Source organism: Exiguobacterium sp. JMULE1 (assembly GCF_013337175.1).
GTDB classification, from domain to species: Bacteria; Bacillota; Bacilli; order Exiguobacteriales; family Exiguobacteriaceae; genus Exiguobacterium_A; species Exiguobacterium_A indicum.
Map to the genome: position 1 here is coordinate 899,169 of NZ_SGWC01000002.1, position 17,946 is coordinate 917,114.

Annotated in this window: 20 protein-coding genes; 13 read left to right on the forward strand and 7 right to left on the reverse strand. The window is 49.3% G+C overall.

Annotation, left to right across the window (positions count from 1 at the left end):
* Nucleotides 1-55: 55 nt before the first annotated feature.
* From EXW93_RS04765 to EXW93_RS04780, 4 genes are all read right to left on the reverse strand, one after another.
* On the reverse strand, nt 56-769 hold the full coding sequence (locus EXW93_RS04765) for a ZIP family metal transporter (RefSeq protein ID WP_023467622.1): 714 nt from the start codon (nt 767-769) through the stop codon (nt 56-58).
* A 227-nt stretch (nt 770-996) separates the two neighbouring features.
* A complete protein-coding gene (gene fadH, locus EXW93_RS04770; protein ID WP_058712928.1) occupies nt 997-1,761 on the reverse strand; it encodes a 2,4-dienoyl-CoA reductase in 765 nt (254 codons plus the stop codon).
* A gap of 85 nt (nt 1,762-1,846) precedes the next feature.
* The gene (locus tag EXW93_RS04775) at nt 1,847-2,782 is read right to left on the reverse strand and encodes a manganese-dependent inorganic pyrophosphatase (RefSeq protein WP_023467624.1); all 936 of its coding nucleotides are present in this window, start codon (nt 2,780-2,782) and stop codon (nt 1,847-1,849) included.
* A gap of 57 nt (nt 2,783-2,839) precedes the next feature.
* Nucleotides 2,840-3,916 (reverse strand): N-acetylglucosaminidase, encoded by a 1,077-nt coding sequence (locus tag EXW93_RS04780; RefSeq protein WP_058712927.1) that lies wholly within the window; start codon nt 3,914-3,916, stop codon nt 2,840-2,842.
* A gap of 76 nt (nt 3,917-3,992) precedes the next feature.
* Between EXW93_RS04780 and EXW93_RS04785 the strand changes: the two genes are divergently transcribed.
* A complete protein-coding gene (locus tag EXW93_RS04785; protein WP_235147627.1) occupies nt 3,993-4,955 on the forward strand; it encodes an aromatic acid exporter family protein in 963 nt (320 codons plus the stop codon).
* 229 nt (nt 4,956-5,184) lie between these two features.
* The gene (locus EXW93_RS04790) at nt 5,185-6,309 is read left to right on the forward strand and encodes a M20/M25/M40 family metallo-hydrolase (RefSeq protein ID WP_029341139.1); all 1,125 of its coding nucleotides are present in this window, start codon (nt 5,185-5,187) and stop codon (nt 6,307-6,309) included.
* A gap of 62 nt (nt 6,310-6,371) precedes the next feature.
* Here the strand turns inward: EXW93_RS04790 and EXW93_RS04795 are convergent, their stop codons facing one another.
* The gene (locus EXW93_RS04795) at nt 6,372-6,551 is read right to left on the reverse strand and encodes a hypothetical protein (RefSeq protein WP_023467629.1); all 180 of its coding nucleotides are present in this window, start codon (nt 6,549-6,551) and stop codon (nt 6,372-6,374) included.
* Between the two features lie 108 nt (nt 6,552-6,659).
* Here EXW93_RS04795 and rnz point away from each other — a divergent pair, with 108 nt between their 5' ends.
* Genes rnz through EXW93_RS04830 form a run of 7 tightly spaced genes read left to right on the forward strand, consistent with a single transcriptional unit; the run spans nt 6,660 to nt 11,411 of the window.
* Nucleotides 6,660-7,565, forward strand: a complete 906-nt coding sequence (rnz, locus tag EXW93_RS04800) for a ribonuclease Z (RefSeq protein ID WP_058712926.1) — start codon at nt 6,660-6,662, stop codon at nt 7,563-7,565.
* Nucleotides 7,566-7,568: 3 nt separating this feature from the next.
* Nucleotides 7,569-8,465: a hypothetical protein gene (locus EXW93_RS04805; RefSeq protein WP_058712925.1), complete on the forward strand. Its 897-nt coding sequence runs from the start codon at nt 7,569-7,571 to the stop codon at nt 8,463-8,465.
* Nucleotides 8,462-8,866 (forward strand): DUF4430 domain-containing protein, encoded by a 405-nt coding sequence (locus tag EXW93_RS04810; protein WP_055966801.1) that lies wholly within the window; start codon nt 8,462-8,464, stop codon nt 8,864-8,866. The genes EXW93_RS04805 and EXW93_RS04810 overlap by 4 nt, the downstream gene beginning before the upstream one ends.
* Nucleotides 8,844-9,563 (forward strand): hypothetical protein, encoded by a 720-nt coding sequence (locus EXW93_RS04815; protein WP_058712924.1) that lies wholly within the window; start codon nt 8,844-8,846, stop codon nt 9,561-9,563. The genes EXW93_RS04810 and EXW93_RS04815 overlap by 23 nt, the downstream gene beginning before the upstream one ends.
* Nucleotides 9,499-10,452 carry an ATP-binding cassette domain-containing protein gene (locus tag EXW93_RS04820; RefSeq protein WP_241492553.1) on the forward strand — a complete coding sequence of 318 codons (954 nt, stop codon included), beginning with the start codon at nt 9,499-9,501 and terminating at the stop codon, nt 10,450-10,452. Before EXW93_RS04815 ends, EXW93_RS04820 begins: the two co-directional genes overlap by 65 nt.
* Complete coding sequence (locus EXW93_RS04825; RefSeq protein ID WP_058712923.1) at nt 10,449-11,012, forward strand: hypothetical protein; 564 nt, start codon at nt 10,449-10,451, stop codon at nt 11,010-11,012. Before EXW93_RS04820 ends, EXW93_RS04825 begins: the two co-directional genes overlap by 4 nt.
* A 27-nt stretch (nt 11,013-11,039) precedes the next feature.
* Entirely contained in the window at nt 11,040-11,411 is a 372-nt protein-coding gene (locus EXW93_RS04830) for a hypothetical protein (protein ID WP_023467636.1), read from the forward strand.
* Nucleotides 11,412-11,454: 43 nt separating this feature from the next.
* Here the strand turns inward: EXW93_RS04830 and EXW93_RS04835 are convergent, their stop codons facing one another.
* Nucleotides 11,455-12,270 carry an SDR family NAD(P)-dependent oxidoreductase gene (locus EXW93_RS04835; RefSeq protein ID WP_023467637.1) on the reverse strand — a complete coding sequence of 272 codons (816 nt, stop codon included), beginning with the start codon at nt 12,268-12,270 and terminating at the stop codon, nt 11,455-11,457.
* A 145-nt stretch (nt 12,271-12,415) separates the two neighbouring features.
* Between EXW93_RS04835 and EXW93_RS04840 the strand changes: the two genes are divergently transcribed.
* Entirely contained in the window at nt 12,416-13,876 is a 1,461-nt protein-coding gene (locus EXW93_RS04840) for an MDR family MFS transporter (RefSeq protein ID WP_058712922.1), read from the forward strand.
* 46 nt (nt 13,877-13,922) lie between these two features.
* Here the strand turns inward: EXW93_RS04840 and EXW93_RS04845 are convergent, their stop codons facing one another.
* Complete coding sequence (locus EXW93_RS04845) at nt 13,923-14,819, reverse strand: DMT family transporter (protein ID WP_023467639.1); 897 nt, start codon at nt 14,817-14,819, stop codon at nt 13,923-13,925.
* 44 nt (nt 14,820-14,863) lie between these two features.
* On the opposite strand from EXW93_RS04845, the gene EXW93_RS04850 reads away from it, so the two are divergent.
* From EXW93_RS04850 to EXW93_RS04860, 3 genes are all read left to right on the forward strand, one after another.
* Nucleotides 14,864-16,981 carry a DNA topoisomerase III gene (locus EXW93_RS04850; RefSeq protein ID WP_058712921.1) on the forward strand — a complete coding sequence of 706 codons (2,118 nt, stop codon included), beginning with the start codon at nt 14,864-14,866 and terminating at the stop codon, nt 16,979-16,981.
* A complete protein-coding gene (locus tag EXW93_RS04855; RefSeq protein WP_047390976.1) occupies nt 16,981-17,400 on the forward strand; it encodes a hypothetical protein in 420 nt (139 codons plus the stop codon). Before EXW93_RS04850 ends, EXW93_RS04855 begins: the two co-directional genes overlap by 1 nt.
* A gap of 71 nt (nt 17,401-17,471) precedes the next feature.
* Nucleotides 17,472-17,924, forward strand: a complete 453-nt coding sequence (locus tag EXW93_RS04860) for a hypothetical protein (protein ID WP_058712920.1) — start codon at nt 17,472-17,474, stop codon at nt 17,922-17,924.
* The last annotated feature ends 22 nt before the right edge of the window (nt 17,925-17,946 follow it).

Here is a 17,946-nt window from a genome sequence, read left to right on the forward strand (position 1 = left end):
ACACATAAGGCGCGTTGTCCGGTTCATTTTCCAGACAACGCGCTTTATGTTGTATTTAACTAAGGATGATGGCAGTAATTAACCCAAGTGCTGCGAACAGACCAACGATCGCACCACCTTCCTCGTGAGCTTCCGGCATCATCGTCGAAGCAAGCATCGCAATGATCCCACCGCTTGCGAAGCTACCGATCATGGCGAATTGCATGTCCGGGAGTTCTGCGAGAATCGTGTAGCCGGCGAGTGAGGCGAGGGCGGAGATCAACCAGACGACTCCCCACATCAGTAATACTTTGTTCTTCGAAAAGCCATCTTTTCGCAAACCGGTCGTACTCGATAAGCCTTCCGGGATGTTGCTGACGAAAATCGCCGCGACGAGTGCCGCGCTGACATTTCCCGATAACAGACTGGCACCGATCATGATTGATTCCGGGATCGCATCAAGAATCGTCCCGAAAAAAATCGCTGTTCCCGTGCCTTCGTTCCCACCAGACGAGCGTTTCCGTTTACTCGCGCCGCGTGACGAAACGAATAGGTCAAAGCCCGTAAAGACGAGTGCGCCGACGATGAAGGAGATTGCGACGACGAGCGTCGTTGACTTCTTTAATGCTTCATCGAGTAACTCGAACGTCGCTGCTCCAATTAAGATGCCGGTCCCAAACGACATGATATAACCAATCAGGCGTTGCTTTAAGGGTAAGTAGAGCCCGAATAGGGCACCGATGACAACGGCCCCACCTGCTAGCGCTCCCCAACCGAACGCTTCCCACATACGATCGCCTCCTTCTTGTCCTTTCTACCTGTTCTAGATAATTCATAAACATAGCGAAAAGAAAGAAAAAAGTTCGCGACGCATGCAAGGGGCTGACTTAAAAACAGAATGACGCGTTATTTCACGCCTTTTCCTCAGGGGAGATACAAAATCCTGTAGGAGTGGCGTGAAACGCATGATTCTTATCTTTGTGGAGACCGACTTCTTGAGTCATTCCATCTCAATCATTAGAACGGTTGTTTATTTAACCAATGTCCACCGTCAAGAGCGATACATTCTCCGTTCAAGTAGCGGGCTTGATCTGACACCATCCATGTTGCAAGTGTTGCGATCTCTTCCGGTGTCCCGAATCGACCGAGCGGGACGTTGCGGCGAATTCGTTCCGCGTGTTCCGGTGACAATGCGAGTTTATCAGCACCACCTGTCCGTTCGATCGGTCCCGGACTGATCGCGTTGACACGGGCTTGATATTTATAGCCCCATTCGACGGCAAGCGTCCGCGTCAAGTTCAGGACACCGGCTTTCGCAGCGGCGCTCGGAGCGACACCAGCGCCAGCCTGCCACGCATAAGACGCAACGATGTTGACGATTTGTCCGCCAACGACTTGATCTTCCTGCCATCCTTTGACCAGAGCGTGACAGCAGTTGAATGTCCCGTTGAGGACGATATCGATGACCGTCTTCCATCCATTCGGTGATAACTCGTCGGTCGGGCAGATGAAGTTCCCGGCAGCATTGTTGATCAATGCTTCGAGACGACCGAACCGTTCCCGTGCTTGATTGACAGCAGCCAGACAAGCGTCAGCATCACGGACATCCATCTGAATCGTCAGATGTTCGCCTTGAATCTGCTCCAATGCTTCATCCATCAGTCGCAAGCGTTCCGCGTCGCGTCCTGTAACGACGACGTTCCAGCCGGCTTCCTTTAAGGCGAGCGCCATCGCTTTCCCCATTCCGTTCGTTCCACCCGTCACCATGATCGTTTGTGTCATATTGATTCCTCCTTTATGTAATGAATGAACAGCCATTCATATTCTTTATTCAAAAAAGAAGGAGCGAACTCCTTCTTTTTCTGACTTATTGTGTTGCAAGAGCCGTATCTGTTAAGACAGGAACGACTTGTTTCTTACGTGAAACGACACCTTCAAGGTAAACAAGGTTGTTCGTCGCTTCAAGACCGTAAGCACGCTCGACGAGATTCGCTTCTTTCCCGAGGACGAGTCCAACAGAGTTGTTCGTCAAGATATCCGTGACGATGAAGACGAACAGATCAAGACCTTTTGCAAGGATGACTTCGTTGATCGCTGTTTCGAGTTCTTCTTGGCGAAGCAAGACTTCTGCTGTATCGACCGTGTTGACTTGAGCGATTTCGACTTTGAGTGTTCCCATCGTGAATTCTTTTGCATCAAGTGAGATCAATTCAGGAACGGATTTTTTCGAGAGATCAGCTCCAGCTTTGAGCATCTCAAGACCATAGACGTTCGCATCGACACCAGCGATTTCTGCGAGTTCACGTGCTGCGATGATATCTTGCTCCGTGCAAGTCGGCGATTTGAATAGGAGCGAGTCAGAAATGATCGCTGATAACATCAACCCAGCGATTTCTGGTTTGATGGCAACACCATGCTCTTTGTAGAGCTTGTTCAGGATCGTTGCTGTACAGCCGACCGGTTCTGCCCGGTAGTAAACAGGATCCGATGTCTCAAAGTTTGCGATCCGGTGATGGTCGATGACTTCTGTTACCGTAACCGCATCGATATCGTTCGCACTTTGTTGACGTTCGTTGTGGTCGACTAAAATGACGTGTGACGCTTCTGTCGCGACTTCTGTCACTAAACGTGGTGCTGAAACTTTGAACGTATCGAGTGCGAATAACGTTTCATCATTCATTTCACCGAGGCGGATGGCTTCGGCATTGACACCGAGTGCTTTCTTTAATTCTGCATAAGCGATTGCCGATGTGATCGTATCGGTATCAGGATTCTTGTGACCAAATACTAAAACTTTTTCCATGACGTGTTCACTCCTCAATGATTGTTGTCTCGCCCTATAGTGTATCATATCTCCGATTTAGAAAGCGTTCATTTTCACCATGATACCAGCGATTTTTTCACTCCAGAAGGGGTCTGACGCGTAAAAGACGTTCATGCCTTTTTGTTTGTTCCCAAGGTACGCCCCACGGTAATAACGTCCATCCCGATCGAGATAATCCTTTGCGATGAATCGACCGGTCTGCTCGATCGAGTCCGTCAAGGATTTATAGACGGTCGCATCTTCTCCCGGTGCGGAATCGGTCGCATTGACGCCGAACAAGTTATTTTTCTCGCGGGCAATCTCAGAACGTCCATAATCGGATTCGTGAATCGCATGTGCAAGCAGATAGGCCGCGTTGACACGGTATTTCTTTTCAACGGACTTAAAGACTTTTCCTTTACCGATCAAGGGACTGTCCGGTGCTTGCTCCTTGATGAACGCATCGAGTTGTTTGGCACTGAGACGCGTCGGTTTCGTCAAATCACGTGTTAATGTCTTCGATTCAACATATTTGCTCGTCCGAGGCGTCGTTTTCGTCGCTTCGCCGGCAACGATCAGTCCACCAAGTCCGCTGTCCGCGACGATGTAGTGAAGGAGTCGATCGCCCTTCGTCTGATAATACGATGCATTCGAGACACGTTCTGCCGGGAACGGACGTAAGCGGTCCGTTGGGACATGCCCCGTCACACCGGCGATACTGACACGACTCGTCTGTTCACCGAACTCAAGCAACTGGACACGTGTGCCAGAAGCGACGTAAGTGAGCCGTTTCTTTAACTCAGGGTCACGATGAATCGATAGGATACCACGATCGTCGACGATCCCAGTACCTGGTCCACCGAGGTAGACGTAGCGGTCGTCCGATGAACGTTTCACGGCACCACGCTGACCCGCATATTCCTTCGCCTCGGCGAACGTCTGGAACTTTTGCTCGTTGATTTTACCTTTTTCATAGCGCTCAGCCGAATAAGGCGCAGGTGGGGTTAAGACGGTCTTCGGTTCCTCGCGGAGCCAAAAGAACAAGAGAACTCCGATGAGGAAGAAAAAAAGTAATCCTTTTATCGAACCGGTCCGGCGCACGGGGCGACCGGGGCGGATAGTGCGTGTCGTCAAAGTAAATCACGTCCTTTAAAAAGCAATGGACATTCGTGTCCAACGTAGGTAGTCTAACAAAGAAAAACAAAAGGGGGTGAACCTGTTGCAAATCGGTTATCGCACGCTGAAGACAGCGGTCGCTGCTGCGCTCGCGATGTGGATCGCAGAACAACTCAAGCTCGACTATTACGTCTTCGCTGCCATCATCGCCATCTTGAGCATCCAGTCGACACGAAAGAAGACGTTCCGGTCTTCTTACGAACGCATCATGGCATCATTACTTGCCATCGTGCTTGGATTCATTCTATTCGAGGTCATCGGCTATCGTCCGGTGACGTTATTGATCTATTTCATTTTATTCCTTCCATCCGTTCAACGCCTCCGACTTCAGGACGGTTTCATCACGAGTGTCGTCATTCTGACACATTTGTATACGGAACGTCAGCTTAACGCGCACATCTTATTGAACGAATCCTTATTGCTTGGCATTGGTGTTGGTGTCGGATTACTTGTCAACATGTACATGCCAAGTCTCGATTTGTTGATTGACGACCGACGAGAAAAGATTGATCAACGGATCGCCGCCTTATTTTTTGAAGTCGCCGCTGCGATCGAGACAGGGCGGGTCAATCATCATGCGTTGACGCTTGACGAGACAGAACGTCTGTTACGTGAAGGAAAGGATGCCGCCTTAAAACGGATGGGAAACGCGATCGGTCGTCGGAACGATGATGAAGATTATGCCTACTTCCGGATGCGCGAACAACAATTCGAGTTACTGCGCGGTATCGTCCATCATGCCGAGGAACTCGTCCTCGTCGTCGAAGAAGGAAAAAAAGTCGCCGACTTCTTTCGGACGATTGGTGACAATGTCCGACCTGAAGCCGACGCAATGGTGTACATTTCAGAACTAGAGGCATTATTGACACGTTTTCGTGCCTCTGCCTTACCCGTCACGCGGGAGGAATTTGAGGTCCGCTCTGCCTTACTGCACATGCTACAAGAAGCGGAGCAGTATTTACGTTTAAAACAACGCTACGTCAATCAAAAGAAATAAAACATCGTCGAGGCGAACGTACCGATCAGGAAGATTGCTAAAATCCCGATCGTCGTCCATTTGATGATGCGTTGTTGTTTCGATGGTTTTGCCATATCCACTACTCCTCTCTTACATCAACTGATTACTGCCATTGTACAAACAACCTTTCAGAAGTGCAAATGACGATGGGGATGGTATACTAAAAAAGCGCTAGTGGATTGAAACATATTAGGAGGAGGGTTTTGTCATGGTCAATGAACAACGCGTATTAGATACGTTTTTAGAACTTGTCCAGATCGATTCGGAATCAAAAGAGGAGGCACGCATTTGTGCCCATTTGAAAAAAACGTTCGAGGATCTCGGATGTGATGTGTTCGAGGATGACGCTTCATCCAAGACGGAACATAAAGGAAACAATTTAATCGTCACACTTCCGGCAACAAAAGAAGGCGTCGATAAAATTTATTTCACTTCCCATATGGATACGGTATTCCCGGGTCAAGGCATTAAACCGATCATCGAGGACGGTTACGTCAAGACGGACGGCACAACGATTCTTGGGGCAGATGATAAAACCGGTCTCGCATCTCTGATCGAACTCGTGCATGTATTGAATGAAACGAAACAACCGCACGGGAAAATTCAGTTCGTCATCACAGTCGGTGAAGAATCTGGACTTGTCGGTGCGATGGTGCTTGACCCATCAAAAATCGATGCCGATTATGGTTTTGCACTCGATTCAGATGGAAAAGTCGGAGACATCATCACGGCTGCCCCAACACAAGCAAAAGTCAATGCGAAGATTTTCGGGAAAACAGCGCACGCTGGTGTAGCACCGGAAAAAGGTGTCTCGGCGATTACGATTGCGTCAAAAGCAATCGCGAAGATGCCGCTCGGTCGGATTGATGAAGAGACGACAGCGAACATCGGACGGTTCAGCGGTGGTGGTCCATCAACGAACATCGTTTGTGATTATGTCGAAATCTTCGCGGAAGCACGGTCACTCGTCGCTCCGAAGATGGAAGCACAGACAGAGAAGATGAAAGCGGCGTTCGAAGAAGCGGCAGCAGAGCTTGGTGGTCGTGCTGAAGTCGAAGTCAAAGTCATGTACCCAGGCTTCAAGTTCGAGGATGGAGATCAAGTCGTCGAAGTCGCGAAAGCAGCGATCACACAACTCGGACGCACGCCACGCCTCTTACACTCTGGTGGTGGATCAGATGCCAACGTCATTGCTGGTTTTGGTATCCCAACGGTCAACTTGGCGGTCGGATATGAAGATATCCACACGACGAATGAGAAGATGCCAATCGAAGAACTCGTCAAAACAGCGGAACTTTGCGTGACGCTAGTTGATTACATCACGAACAAATAAGCTGATGAAACACAAAAAAGAGTGTACCGCAACATTGCGGTACACTCTTTATCATTGTACGATTAAACTACTTGAGGACGATCAACATATTCCATAGACTCTAGAACGAGTTCTTCTGTACATAATAAGGTCGAAGCGATTTCATCGATTTGAATCGACTTTCCGTATTTTTGCCGATAACTCTCGTTCAGTTTGCGGGCTTCCCGGACGATGCGGGCATAGGTCCGTTCAATCTTAGTCATGGAAAAAACCACCTTCCAAATCTGAATAGGTACAGTTTACCATGCTTCAACAGAAGAAAGGTGTATTTTGTGTATAAAAAATGCTAATTTTACGAAAAGGGGAAAAAGATGGAATTTTATTTTTTAGGGACAGGAGCCGGTATGCCGTCGAAACAACGAAACGTCACATCGATTGCCTTGTTACACCCCAAAATGACATGGTTGTTCGATTGTGGAGAGGCGACGCAACATCAAATCTTACACAGCCCGATCAAGCCACGAAAAGTCAACGCGATCTTCATCACCCATTTACACGGAGACCATATCTTTGGGTTACCGGGGTTCATTAGCACAAGAGCAGCGCTGGAAGGAACGACACCGCTAACGATCTATGGACCGACCGGGATCAAAGAATGGATGGACGCGACATTACGCATCACAGGAACATATCTACGTTATCCACTCCGGATCGTTGAAGTCGAAGACGGTCAAACCTATGAACAGGACGGATTCCGCGTGACGGTGCGGTCGCTTGAGCATCGTTTCCCGGCGTTCGGTTATCGACTCGAAGGTCCCGAGGAAAGAGGCGCCTTGCGTGTGGATGCACTGAAGGCACTAGGAGTGCCATCCGGTCCGATCTATCGCCGAATCACACTGGAAGAAACCTTCGAATTCGATGGAACGGTCTATCCATCGTCCGACTTTTTAGAGTCACCAAAACCGGGTGTCAAGCTAGCTGTTCTTGGCGATACGATGCCGTGCGCGGCCTCGGTCGAACTGGCGCGAGATGTTGATGTATTAGTTCATGAAGCGACGTTTGCCGATCGGGAAATCGAACATGCGGGACGCTTCGGTCACTCGACCGCTCGACAGGCAGCTGTCATTGCAGAAACGGCACAAGCGAAAAAGCTTCTATTGACGCACGTATCCGCTCGTTATGTCGATCAAGAGGAAGTACTGGAACAAGAGGCACGAGAAGTATTCGCGAACAGCCATCTCATGTTTGATCACCGGGTCGTCCCGGTCAAAGGATAGACGATGGACTTTCTCATTCTATGGGCACTCTTTTTACTGGCTGCTAGCGGATTAGGTTTTTTACTCGAACGTCGGACGGAAAAAGAAAAATACTTGTACATGAAGTTCGTTTTTTATGCGTGTCTCGGTGCCGTGTCGTTTCCAGTCTATGATATTCAGTTACCGCTCGGCATCATCATTTTCCTGATCGTCCTGCACCCGAAAAAGAACTCGCGTTATAAACGGTACATGGCACTCTTTGGGTTCTTATTCTTCCTGTTCCAACTCTTTCTCGGTCCGTTTGATGCGGGGATGTTGCGGGAAGAAACACAACAGATTGGTCGCGTGACGATCACGGATGACTCATTCGACAATTTCCTTTCTCAAATCGAACGTCGTGTCGGTGAAGAGGGACTGCGGATGGAACAAAGTCAGTTGATGTTCGATCGGGGCGGGAATCTCCGTAACGCCTCGTTTGAGATGCTCGTCGAAACACCGAAACGTTTCATTCGTTACGATGTCAGTTACCAGGAGCTGACAGGAACGATTTCCTATCGACCACGTGAAGAGTTGACGACAAAATCGTTGACGTCGTATTACCAGAAACTGATTGATGCGAATCAATCGTTTGAGACGTTGCGAAAGCTTTCGATTCATGAGATCTTACATGATTCCAAAACACCCTATGTCGAGATGGATCTCGATGGGCTCTATGAAACGTTTAGTCTACAGGATGCAACGGTCTTCTTGATTGATGACGAAGGGAAATTGATTCCGTACGTCAATACAGGGGACGATGTCTTAGCGAATGCGGTCCGTTTGACGTATTACCGTTCTGACGGTCAATCCTTACGAAATAAAACCATTCTGTTATACAATTACAGCTTTGAGACATCAAGGCGAAAAGGAGTCGTACGATGAAAAAATGGCTATTTGCTGCAAGTATCGTGTTACTTGCCGGTTGCGCGGAAGCAAAAGAGGAACAACAAACAGCGTCTTGTGAGGCGGAAGTCAAGGTATCGGTCGTGGATCACGTCAAGGATAAAACGTTATTTAATAAAGACGTATGCTTGAACGAAAAAGATACGGCACTTGATGCACTTGAAGATACGACGCTCGATGTCGTCAAAACAGGCAAAGGTGAGATGGCATATGTCACGGCAGTCGATGGGATTCGAGAGAAATCAGCTGGAACAGGTAGTGGCTGGGTCTTCGGAGTCAACGGCAAACCGGGCGAAGTCGGTGCTGGAAGTTATGAACTGAAAAAAGGAGATCGTCTCGAATGGCGATTTGAAAAAGATGCAATGGCTTATTTTGAGTAAACCAGAACGGGAGCGACTTCACCCAGTGAACGTCGCTCTCTTTTTCATCGGGATGATTACGATCCCGTTCGTCCTCACACATGATCAATCAGTGATCGTCGTCTATCATCTGCTCTTGTTTTTATTCGTTCAAGAACGGACTGTGTTTCGCTATTTAGTCCTCCCGGCTCTTTATGCCGTCATGATGTGTGTCCCGCTTCTTTATGGTGCAAGCATCGACACGGTGGCAATCTATGAAACGACGGTCCAAGTGACGCTATTCATCACGTCGAGTCAATGGATTTTTACGTTGGTTCGACTCGAGCAGATGGGACCGTTGTTTCGTTTCTTACCTCGACTGACACGATTGACGGGTATGGTGCTGGCACTGATTCCGTCTTTCTTACGCACTTGGCCCGAAGTCAAGATGAGTCATCCGAATGCGTCGCTTGCTGTTCGACTGGAGCGGATGGCCGCCTATCATATCGTACCGATCGAAGCGGTGCCGTCTCGCTTAAGACCGATCACGCGACGTGATGTTCAGACAGGCTTATTGCTTGCGGCAGGACTGGCTCTTTGTCTGACACCATGGGCAATCATTTCGGCGATGATTTTGCCCGTAGCACTATTATTTACAAAAGGGGGAATCCGGGATGCCTATCATGTATACCGACACCGATCGCGAAGAGCGACTACGTCAACAGGCGGGCGAACATGAACAATTGATATTGACACCGGAGCGGTTGCTTCATGGACGTGTCCGAGATCTTCTGGCGACGGATTCCTTGTTTCGAGCAGGAGAACTCGCGACCTTGCTTGGGCTAGAAGCTTTTTTTGAAGCGGAGTCGAGTGAACTCTCATCCGGAGAACAACAGCTCGTCGGACTCGGTCATGCGTTGTCTTCGTCACCAAAGAGCTTGTTCTTGTCGGAACCGTTTCTCTTTCTTGATCATGTCAGGCGAAAGCGATTGATGGGATTGCTTGAAGAAATCGAAAGACGGTTTGATTGTCAGATCCATTGCTCGATGACGATACAATCCGACTTGGCGATCACGAGTCGCGCAACTGAACTGACAGGTCGTGTCCTGAATCGGATCGAAAACGTCCAACACCGTTATCCGTTACAGACACGCTATGCACTCGTGACAGCAAAATTGTCGTTTCATCAAGGTGAACGCATTGCGATCATCGGTGCGAACGGTAGTGGGAAATCGACGTTACTACGACTCGCGCTCGGTGTCGAGCGACCACTATACGGAAAAGTCCGACGGTCAGGGGAGACACATTATGTACCAGCGCATCCGATGCTTGCGCCATTAGACGATCGAAGCGGCAGTTTTACGACGCAAAAAAAACGTCTCTTGGACGGTATCGATTGGAGTAAAGACAGCTATTACTTTGATGAACCGACGGCTGGACTTGATGACAGCGCACGAATGGCTTTCGTCGCATCGTGGAAGCAGAATTCGGCGAATCTGATCGTCATGGCGACGCATGATCCAGTTCTCATTCAGGCAGCAGAGCGGATCATTTATCTCGTGCACGGAGAGGTTGCTTTCGATGGACCGACGAAGGATTTTTTACAAGAAAGTCGGTTGTTCGTATGATTTTCGCAACGGTTCTAATCGTCTGTCTGTTTTTAGTCATGTTCGAGAGACTTCAGATGACGGATCAACGATTACGGTTCATCGCCATCATCACGGCAGCGGCAATCGTCGGACGATTGTTGTTCTCCAGTTTGCCGAACGTCCAGCCGGCAACGGCACTCGTCTTATTAGTAGCCGTCTTCATCCATCCGATCGTCGGAGCCATTTCTGGGATGCTTGTCGTCGTGTTAACGAGCTTATTTCTCGGAAGCGGTCCGTTCGTCCTCTTTCAAGCGCTGGCGTATGCAACGATTGCCAGTTTAGGATTTGTTCCGTTTCTTCGATCCCGGATCGTATTGACTGGGTATGGATTTCTCGCTGGTTTCTTATATGGATGGGTGAGCAATCTCGGGTTCTTGGTATTGACCGGATTCTCGTGGCAAGCTTTTTTGACACTGCTTGTAGCCGGAGGAACGTTTGATATGCTTCACGGATTCAGTAACGCGATATTCATTTGGATATTGTTTCCGATTTTTTTACGAATTATGCATTCATTCGATGAAAAGAGGGGTACAGAATAGTAACATACCGAACAGGAGGGAAGGCATATGCTGGGATCGTCGATTTCGCTTGCTTATGTCGTCATGTTGCTCATCGTCTCGAGTGTCGGCTTAGTGTTTGGCAGTATTCTGTTGATGAAAGGTACGATTAGAGGACGTTATGCTGCTTGTTACTTACTTGCTGCCGCCATCTTCCCAAGCGCCATGCTCATTACCTCATCAGAAGGATTACTTTGGCAACATTTACGATTCGAGAGTTCATGGTTCCTCGCGATTGTCTCCTGGTTACTCGTCTTATCGACGGGCTACATCGTCTCGATCACGGGTGCGCTCGTCATTCGTTATCTGTATCGCTATACGACGACCTTTGATCGCGTCAAACGTTATGCGACGCGGCGTTTTCGTCATCACGAGGCATAAATACAAAAACGGAAGAACCAGCTATCTGGTCCTTCCGTTTTTTTCATGAATTCGCGTACAGGAGTTCTTCTTCTGTCGACGATTCTTGCTGGCGAGCAGGGTCTTGAATGCGACCGGTCACTTCTGTCAGGAGACGGCGTGGCAAGAGACGGGACAAGGAAACCATGGCGCGGTTGCTTGCACCTGGAACGACGACGCGGCGTCCTTTGAGCATGCCACGGTACCCGGCGAATGCGACGAGGTGTGACGGCATACTCTTAAACGGTAGCGTGATGTTCGCCCGATCGAAGAAGTTCGTATCGGTCGGTCCCGGGCAGAGACAAGTCACACTGACACCCGAGCCGTCGACTTCTGTCGCAAGTGCTTCCGAGAACGACAGGACATAGGCTTTCGTTGCGTAGTAGACACTCATGTAAGGTCCTGGCATGAAGGCAGCGACCGACGCGACATTCAGGATGCGTCCGAAGCCACGTTCAACCATTCCTGGTAAGAGACGTTTCGTCAAATCCGTCAAGGCGACGACGTTGACCTGGATCGAGTTAATGTCTTCTGTTGGATCGATTTCCGCAAAGCGTCCTGACGTGGCGAAGCCGGCGTTATTGAACAATAGATCGACTGTCAATTCTTGTTCCTCTAAGTATTGCACGAGACGATCAACGCTGTCGCTTAGTGATAAATCAGCAGCGAATACATAGACTTTGATCTGATAGCGTTTTTCAAGGACCTGTTGAAGCTCCTTCAATTTTTTCTCATTGCGGGCAACGAGTACACAATCGAAGCCATCTCGCGCCGCGAGAACAGCGAGATCGAGTCCGATTCCACCCGATGCACCGGTAATCAGTGCCGTTTTTCGTAACATAGGACATTCCTCCATTCGAAATCGTGAATCTGAGTCTAGTGTATACCATTCCATACCGTTCCCGCGAATCCTGTTTCGTAAGCATTTACTTTTCTTATCACTGGTCCAACCAGTATGATAGAACAGTAGAGGGGAAGTGGAACAGATGAGGAAAAAAGTAACCGTCGCCTTGTTGCTCGCGACGTTTTTAGCCGCGATCGAGGGGACGATCGTCGCAACAGCAACACCTGTCATGGCGAGTGAATTGAACGGGGCGAAATTAGTCAGTTGGATCTTTGCCGGGTTCTTGTTGTTCATGGCGGTATCAACACCGATTTACGGCAAGATGGCAGATTTATATGGTCGAAAACGAGTTCTGTTATTCGGAATCGGCGTCTTCACCGTCGCTTCGTTAGCCTGTGGACTTGCTCAATCGATGGAGATGTTGATCGTCTTCCGCGCCGTCCAAGGAATCGGGGCAGGAGCCGTATTGCCGATCGCGATGACGATCATCGGTGATTTGTATACATATGAGGAACGGGGGAAAATCCAAGGAGTGCTCAGCGCTGTCTGGGGGATCTCGGGTGTCGCTGGACCACTCGTCGGTGGATTCCTCGTCGAATCGCTTTCGTGGCGGTATATTTTCTTACTAAACGTACCGTTTGCGTTATTGTCTTTCTTCATGATCGTCGTTTACTACAAAGAGACGGTCCGTGAAACGGAGCGGAAAATCGATTACCGGGGCGCGTTATTGTTTGCGCTCGGGATGAGTGCGTTTCTATACGGTTTATTGTCGGGGAGTGAGTCGGAGACGTTCTTGCGTCCGATCATTCTAGCGAGCTTTTTCATTAGTTTCGTGTTGTTGTTCACGTTCTATCGGGTCGAGAAAAAGGCGAGCGATCCACTCTTACCACCAGCAGTCATTCGCCATCCGGTCATTCTCGTGATCAACTTAGCGGTCTTCTTTTCCGCCTGGGTGCTCGTCTCGATGTCAGCGTATATTCCGATTTTTGCCCAAGGGGTACTCGGGAAGAGTCCGACCGAGGCCGGTTTCATGTTGATGCCGCTGTCGCTTTTTTGGACGCTGACCGCCATCATCGGTGGACGGACGATTGGTGTCGCCTCGCCCCGGTACCGGACGATGACAGGAATGGGATTGCTGATCGTCGGTACTGTGATTTTATCGTTAATCACGCGCGAATCAAGTGATGTCTTCATCTATCTTGCTGTTTCGCTGATCGGAATTGGTTTTGGTCTCTCACAGCCTGTCTTTATGGTCGTCTTGCAGACTTCCGTCGATTGGTCACTTCGTGGCTCAGCGACGGCCGTCAACTCGTTCTTGAGTACGACGGGACAGACGCTCGGTGTTGCGATCTTCGGTACGATCTTCAACCTATCCATCCTTCGTTCGTTTTCAGCGTCGGACACGCTCTCAGGGTACGCGATTGATCCATTTTTCCAATCGAGTACGGCAAAAACGTTCGGACAGGATGTGCAGTATGCGGCAGAAATCGCGTTATCACATGGATTACGTTACGTCTTCATCGGTGGCGTCCTTTGTGCGATTCTCGCGTTCGCGATGACATGGCGTTTACCGAAAGTTCGACCTGACGATCCACGATCGTAATGAAAAAGCGAACCAGGATGATGATCATCCTGGTTCGCTTTTGTCATTAAGAAGATTGACTAGTGGCACTCTCACGCTGGGCGAGTTGTTCGCGAATATCGCGTTCGTTGCGTCGGAGGAACAATCCGATTCCGATCAATAGTAAAGCGGCACCGGTGATTTGAATCCATGTCAGCTTCTCATCGAACAGATAGTATCCGAAGATCATCCCCCAAACCGCTTCGCCAAGGATCGTGATGCTGACGATGCTGGCGCTGACACGAGCGAGCGCCCAGTTGAATAAATTGTGACCGAGTAACGTCGGGAAGACGGCAAGAAGAATATACAGCCACCAATCTTGTTGGAACGCAGCGACGAGATTCGTCGATTGAATCAACGATAACAAAAGCAAGACGAGCGACGCGACAGCGTAGACACCGAACGAATAGAGGTTCGTCGAGACGCTCGTGCGAACATGTTGACCGAGCAACCAGTAACCAGCGACTAAAATCGTTGCGAGCAAGGCAAGACCGTCCCCGATCAAGGCACGCATGCCGACGGCGATATCTCCGTAAGCGACGAGACCGCCACCAAATAAGGCGACAGCGACGAACAGGAGTGCCTTGCGTGACGGGTGTTGTTTGAAGAATAACGCGTTACCGGCAAGGACAAAAATCGGACTCGCGGTCACGAAGAGCGTCGAGCTCGCAACTGTCGTATAATCAAGAGAGAGGAACCACAGCCAAAAATGCCCGGCGAGCAAAATGCCACTTAATAGCATATGCCGGATCGTTGACGAACTGAGTTGCAAAAGTTCCTTCAATCGAATGAGCGGGAGCAACAACAAGGTCGAGAACAACATGCGGTAAAAGGCGACAGCCTCAATCGGGGTCTCCGCCCACTTGACGAAGATTGCCGATGTTGAAATAAAGAATAAAGCCATGAATAACGTAAAATAGGGCATGGGTACCTCCACATGTCTGAAGTAAGGAAATGAGGGTGAAGCGTGTGCAATTGATCATTGCTGAAAAACCAAAACAAGCTGAAAAACTGGCAGCACCGTATCCGTCCGTGAAGCGGGACGGCTACATTGAAATCAAGCCGTGTGACCGGTTTCCGCAAGGAGCAAAACTCGCCTATGCGGTCGGACACTTATGTGAACTGCAGGAGCCGGCGCATTATGACGCCAAATGGAAACGATGGAACTACGATCATCTGCCGATCATCCCGGAACGATTTGATTACCGACTGGCAAAAGGTAAGAGTAAACCGTACCAAGTCATCAAGAAATTATTGAATGAGCGGACGACGACTTCCATCATTATAGCATCGGATGCCGAGCGAGAGGGAGAGGCAATCGTCCGATTGATCTTACGTCTCGCGAACAACGCGAAACCACTGCAACGACTCTGGATTTCGAGTTTGACGCCTCAAGCGGTTGATCATGGGTTTGCGAACCTGCTCGATGGTAAGGAAACAGAGAACATCTTCCATGAGGCGATGAGTCGCGCTTGCGCCGATTGGCTGATCGGGATGAATGCGTCCCGTGCGTATACGACGTTACTGAAGAAGAAGGGCATCGCCGACGTTTTTTCCCTCGGACGAGTCCAGACACCGACGCTTGCACTGATCGTTGAACGGGAAAAACAGATCGAGAATTTCTTACCGGAGACGTACTACGAAGTCGAGGCGGATTTTACGCGATACAAAGGAAAATATATCAATGCGAAGAAACAGACGAAGCTGAGTGACCGGGAACAGGCACAAGCGATCGTGGATCGGACGAAAGGAACCGGAATCGTCGCATCGATCGAGAAAAAACGGCAGACGGAACGTCCACCGTTTTGGTTCAGTTTGTCGCTCTTACAAACAGAAGCGAGCCGACGGTTTGGTCTCGGTGCAAAAGAGACGCTCGATATCGCGCAAAAACTCTATATCCGTGGTTGGATCAGTTATCCGCGAACGGACTCTTCCTTCGTGACGAAAGAGGAGGCGGGACAGTTCCCGGTCATTCTTGATCGGTTATTGAAGCAAGCGGAATATAGCCCAATCAAGGATGTCCTGACGAACAATCCAGCTAACGATAAACGCTACGTCAATCCGGCAAAGGTCAGCGACCACTATGCGATCATTCCAACAGAAGAGGCGGGTGCCGTCGCGAAGCTCTCTGGACGAGATGCGCAAGTCTACGATTTAATCGTTCGCCGTTTCCTTGCTGCCTTTGCACCGGACGCTGTCTCGGAGAAAACGGAAATCGTGACGACGCGTGAGATGGACCGTTTTTTGACACGCGGCAGTCGGACGATTGATCCGGGCTTTAAACAGGTCTTACAAATCGAGTCAAAGGAAGTCGAATTACCAGCCGTCGAACAAGGACAAGAGATGCCGATCAAAGGCTGTCGTCTGCTTGAGAAACAAACGGAGCCGCCGAAACGCTATACGGAAGGGACACTCATCCTCGGCATGAAAACAGCTGGCAAATTACTCGAAGATGAGCTACAAGCGATCATGAAGGAAGTCGAGGGACTCGGGACGGAAGCAACCCGTGCCGGAATCATCGACGGACTAAAACGACGCGAGTACATTAAACTTGTCAAAAAAGAGATTCATCCGACGCCAAAAGGTCGAATCTTGATCGATGCCGTGACGGGAAGTATTCTTGCTTCACCAGAGATGACAGCGAAGTGGGAAAGCCGTCTCGAGCAAATCGGCAAAGGAGAAGCATCTGCTGCCCAGTTCATTGAACAGGCGAAAAAATTATCAGAGCATCTCGTCGTCGATGCCAAACAACGGATCGAACAACTCGCTGTTGATCCGACGCAAGTCAAGAGTAAGTCTCCGCGGGGTGCAACGAATCGTCCGGTCGGTCCGTGCCCACTGTGTCAATCAGCGGTGCTTGATCGTGGGAAGTTTTATGGCTGCAGCGGCTATCAGAAGAACAACTGTGGCTTTACGTTACCGAAAACGATCCTTGGTGCCAAATTGACACAAACGGAAGTCAAAAAAGTACTCGCAGGTCAAAAAACAAAGCCACTCGAGATGAAAAAGAATGCGCGCCAGTTTAAGGCGATGCTTTATCTCGAGCGCGATCAATTAAAATTCGAATTCACGAAAGGGGAAGACTGATGCAATACGAACTGATTCAAAATCAATCATTTCGTCCTGTCTTTGAACGACTGTTACAGGAAGGGCGCCGCTTGACGGTCTGGTTTCCGGATCATATCGAGGTACAGTCAGCAGAAGGACTGGTCGAAGAAGCAGAAGAACTGTTTGGTGTAACAGCGGAAGTGATCGATGATCCACAATCATTCGGCAAGCATATCCTGCTTCCGTACTTGACGGAAGTCGAGCACCGGGAAGATGGATTCATCCGCTACGAAGCTGAGCTGACGGAAGAATTACGCCAACTCGTCCGCGAATTGACATTACCGATGTTGACGGAGGGCGACTTCGAAGTGTTGTATTCATATCAAATCGAGACGGAGACGGAACGCTTCTTCGTTGAAGACTGGTTCCAAGCTGACTTACAAAAACTACCTAACTAGGTGAAACTTTCTTGATCAGGATGACGTAATATAGCTTAACGTCATCATACTGTTCAATTGGAGGGTTCATCATGTTTACAGTAGCATTCATGGAAAGCGAATTGGGAGGCGACGGCTTCTTCTCGGGCATGCCGATTTTCATGGTCGGATTTTTTATTCTCATCATCGGGTTCATTCTGTTCGGAGTTATCTCTGCAGCCTCAAAGGGAATCTCAACGAATTCATTGACGCAACAACTGCGCGAGCATGCGGCGCGTCTCGTCAGTCCGAATGAATCGGATGCACTGAATTACGTCGCTTACTTAGAAACGTTGACAAGTTTTCCGGTGGAAAAGACTAATCTCGAACCGTTCCGGATTGCGACCGGTATCTTAAGGCTCATTCAGGGAACAGATCAGATTTCCGAAACGACGAAAAAACAAGTCGTCGCCCAATACTTACGGCTCGGCATTTTGGATGCGGATCATTTAGCGGACGAACAGCCGGTCCGGAGTCATAGTCATAGCCATCACCATCATCATTAAAAAGGGTCCTCAGGGGCTCTTT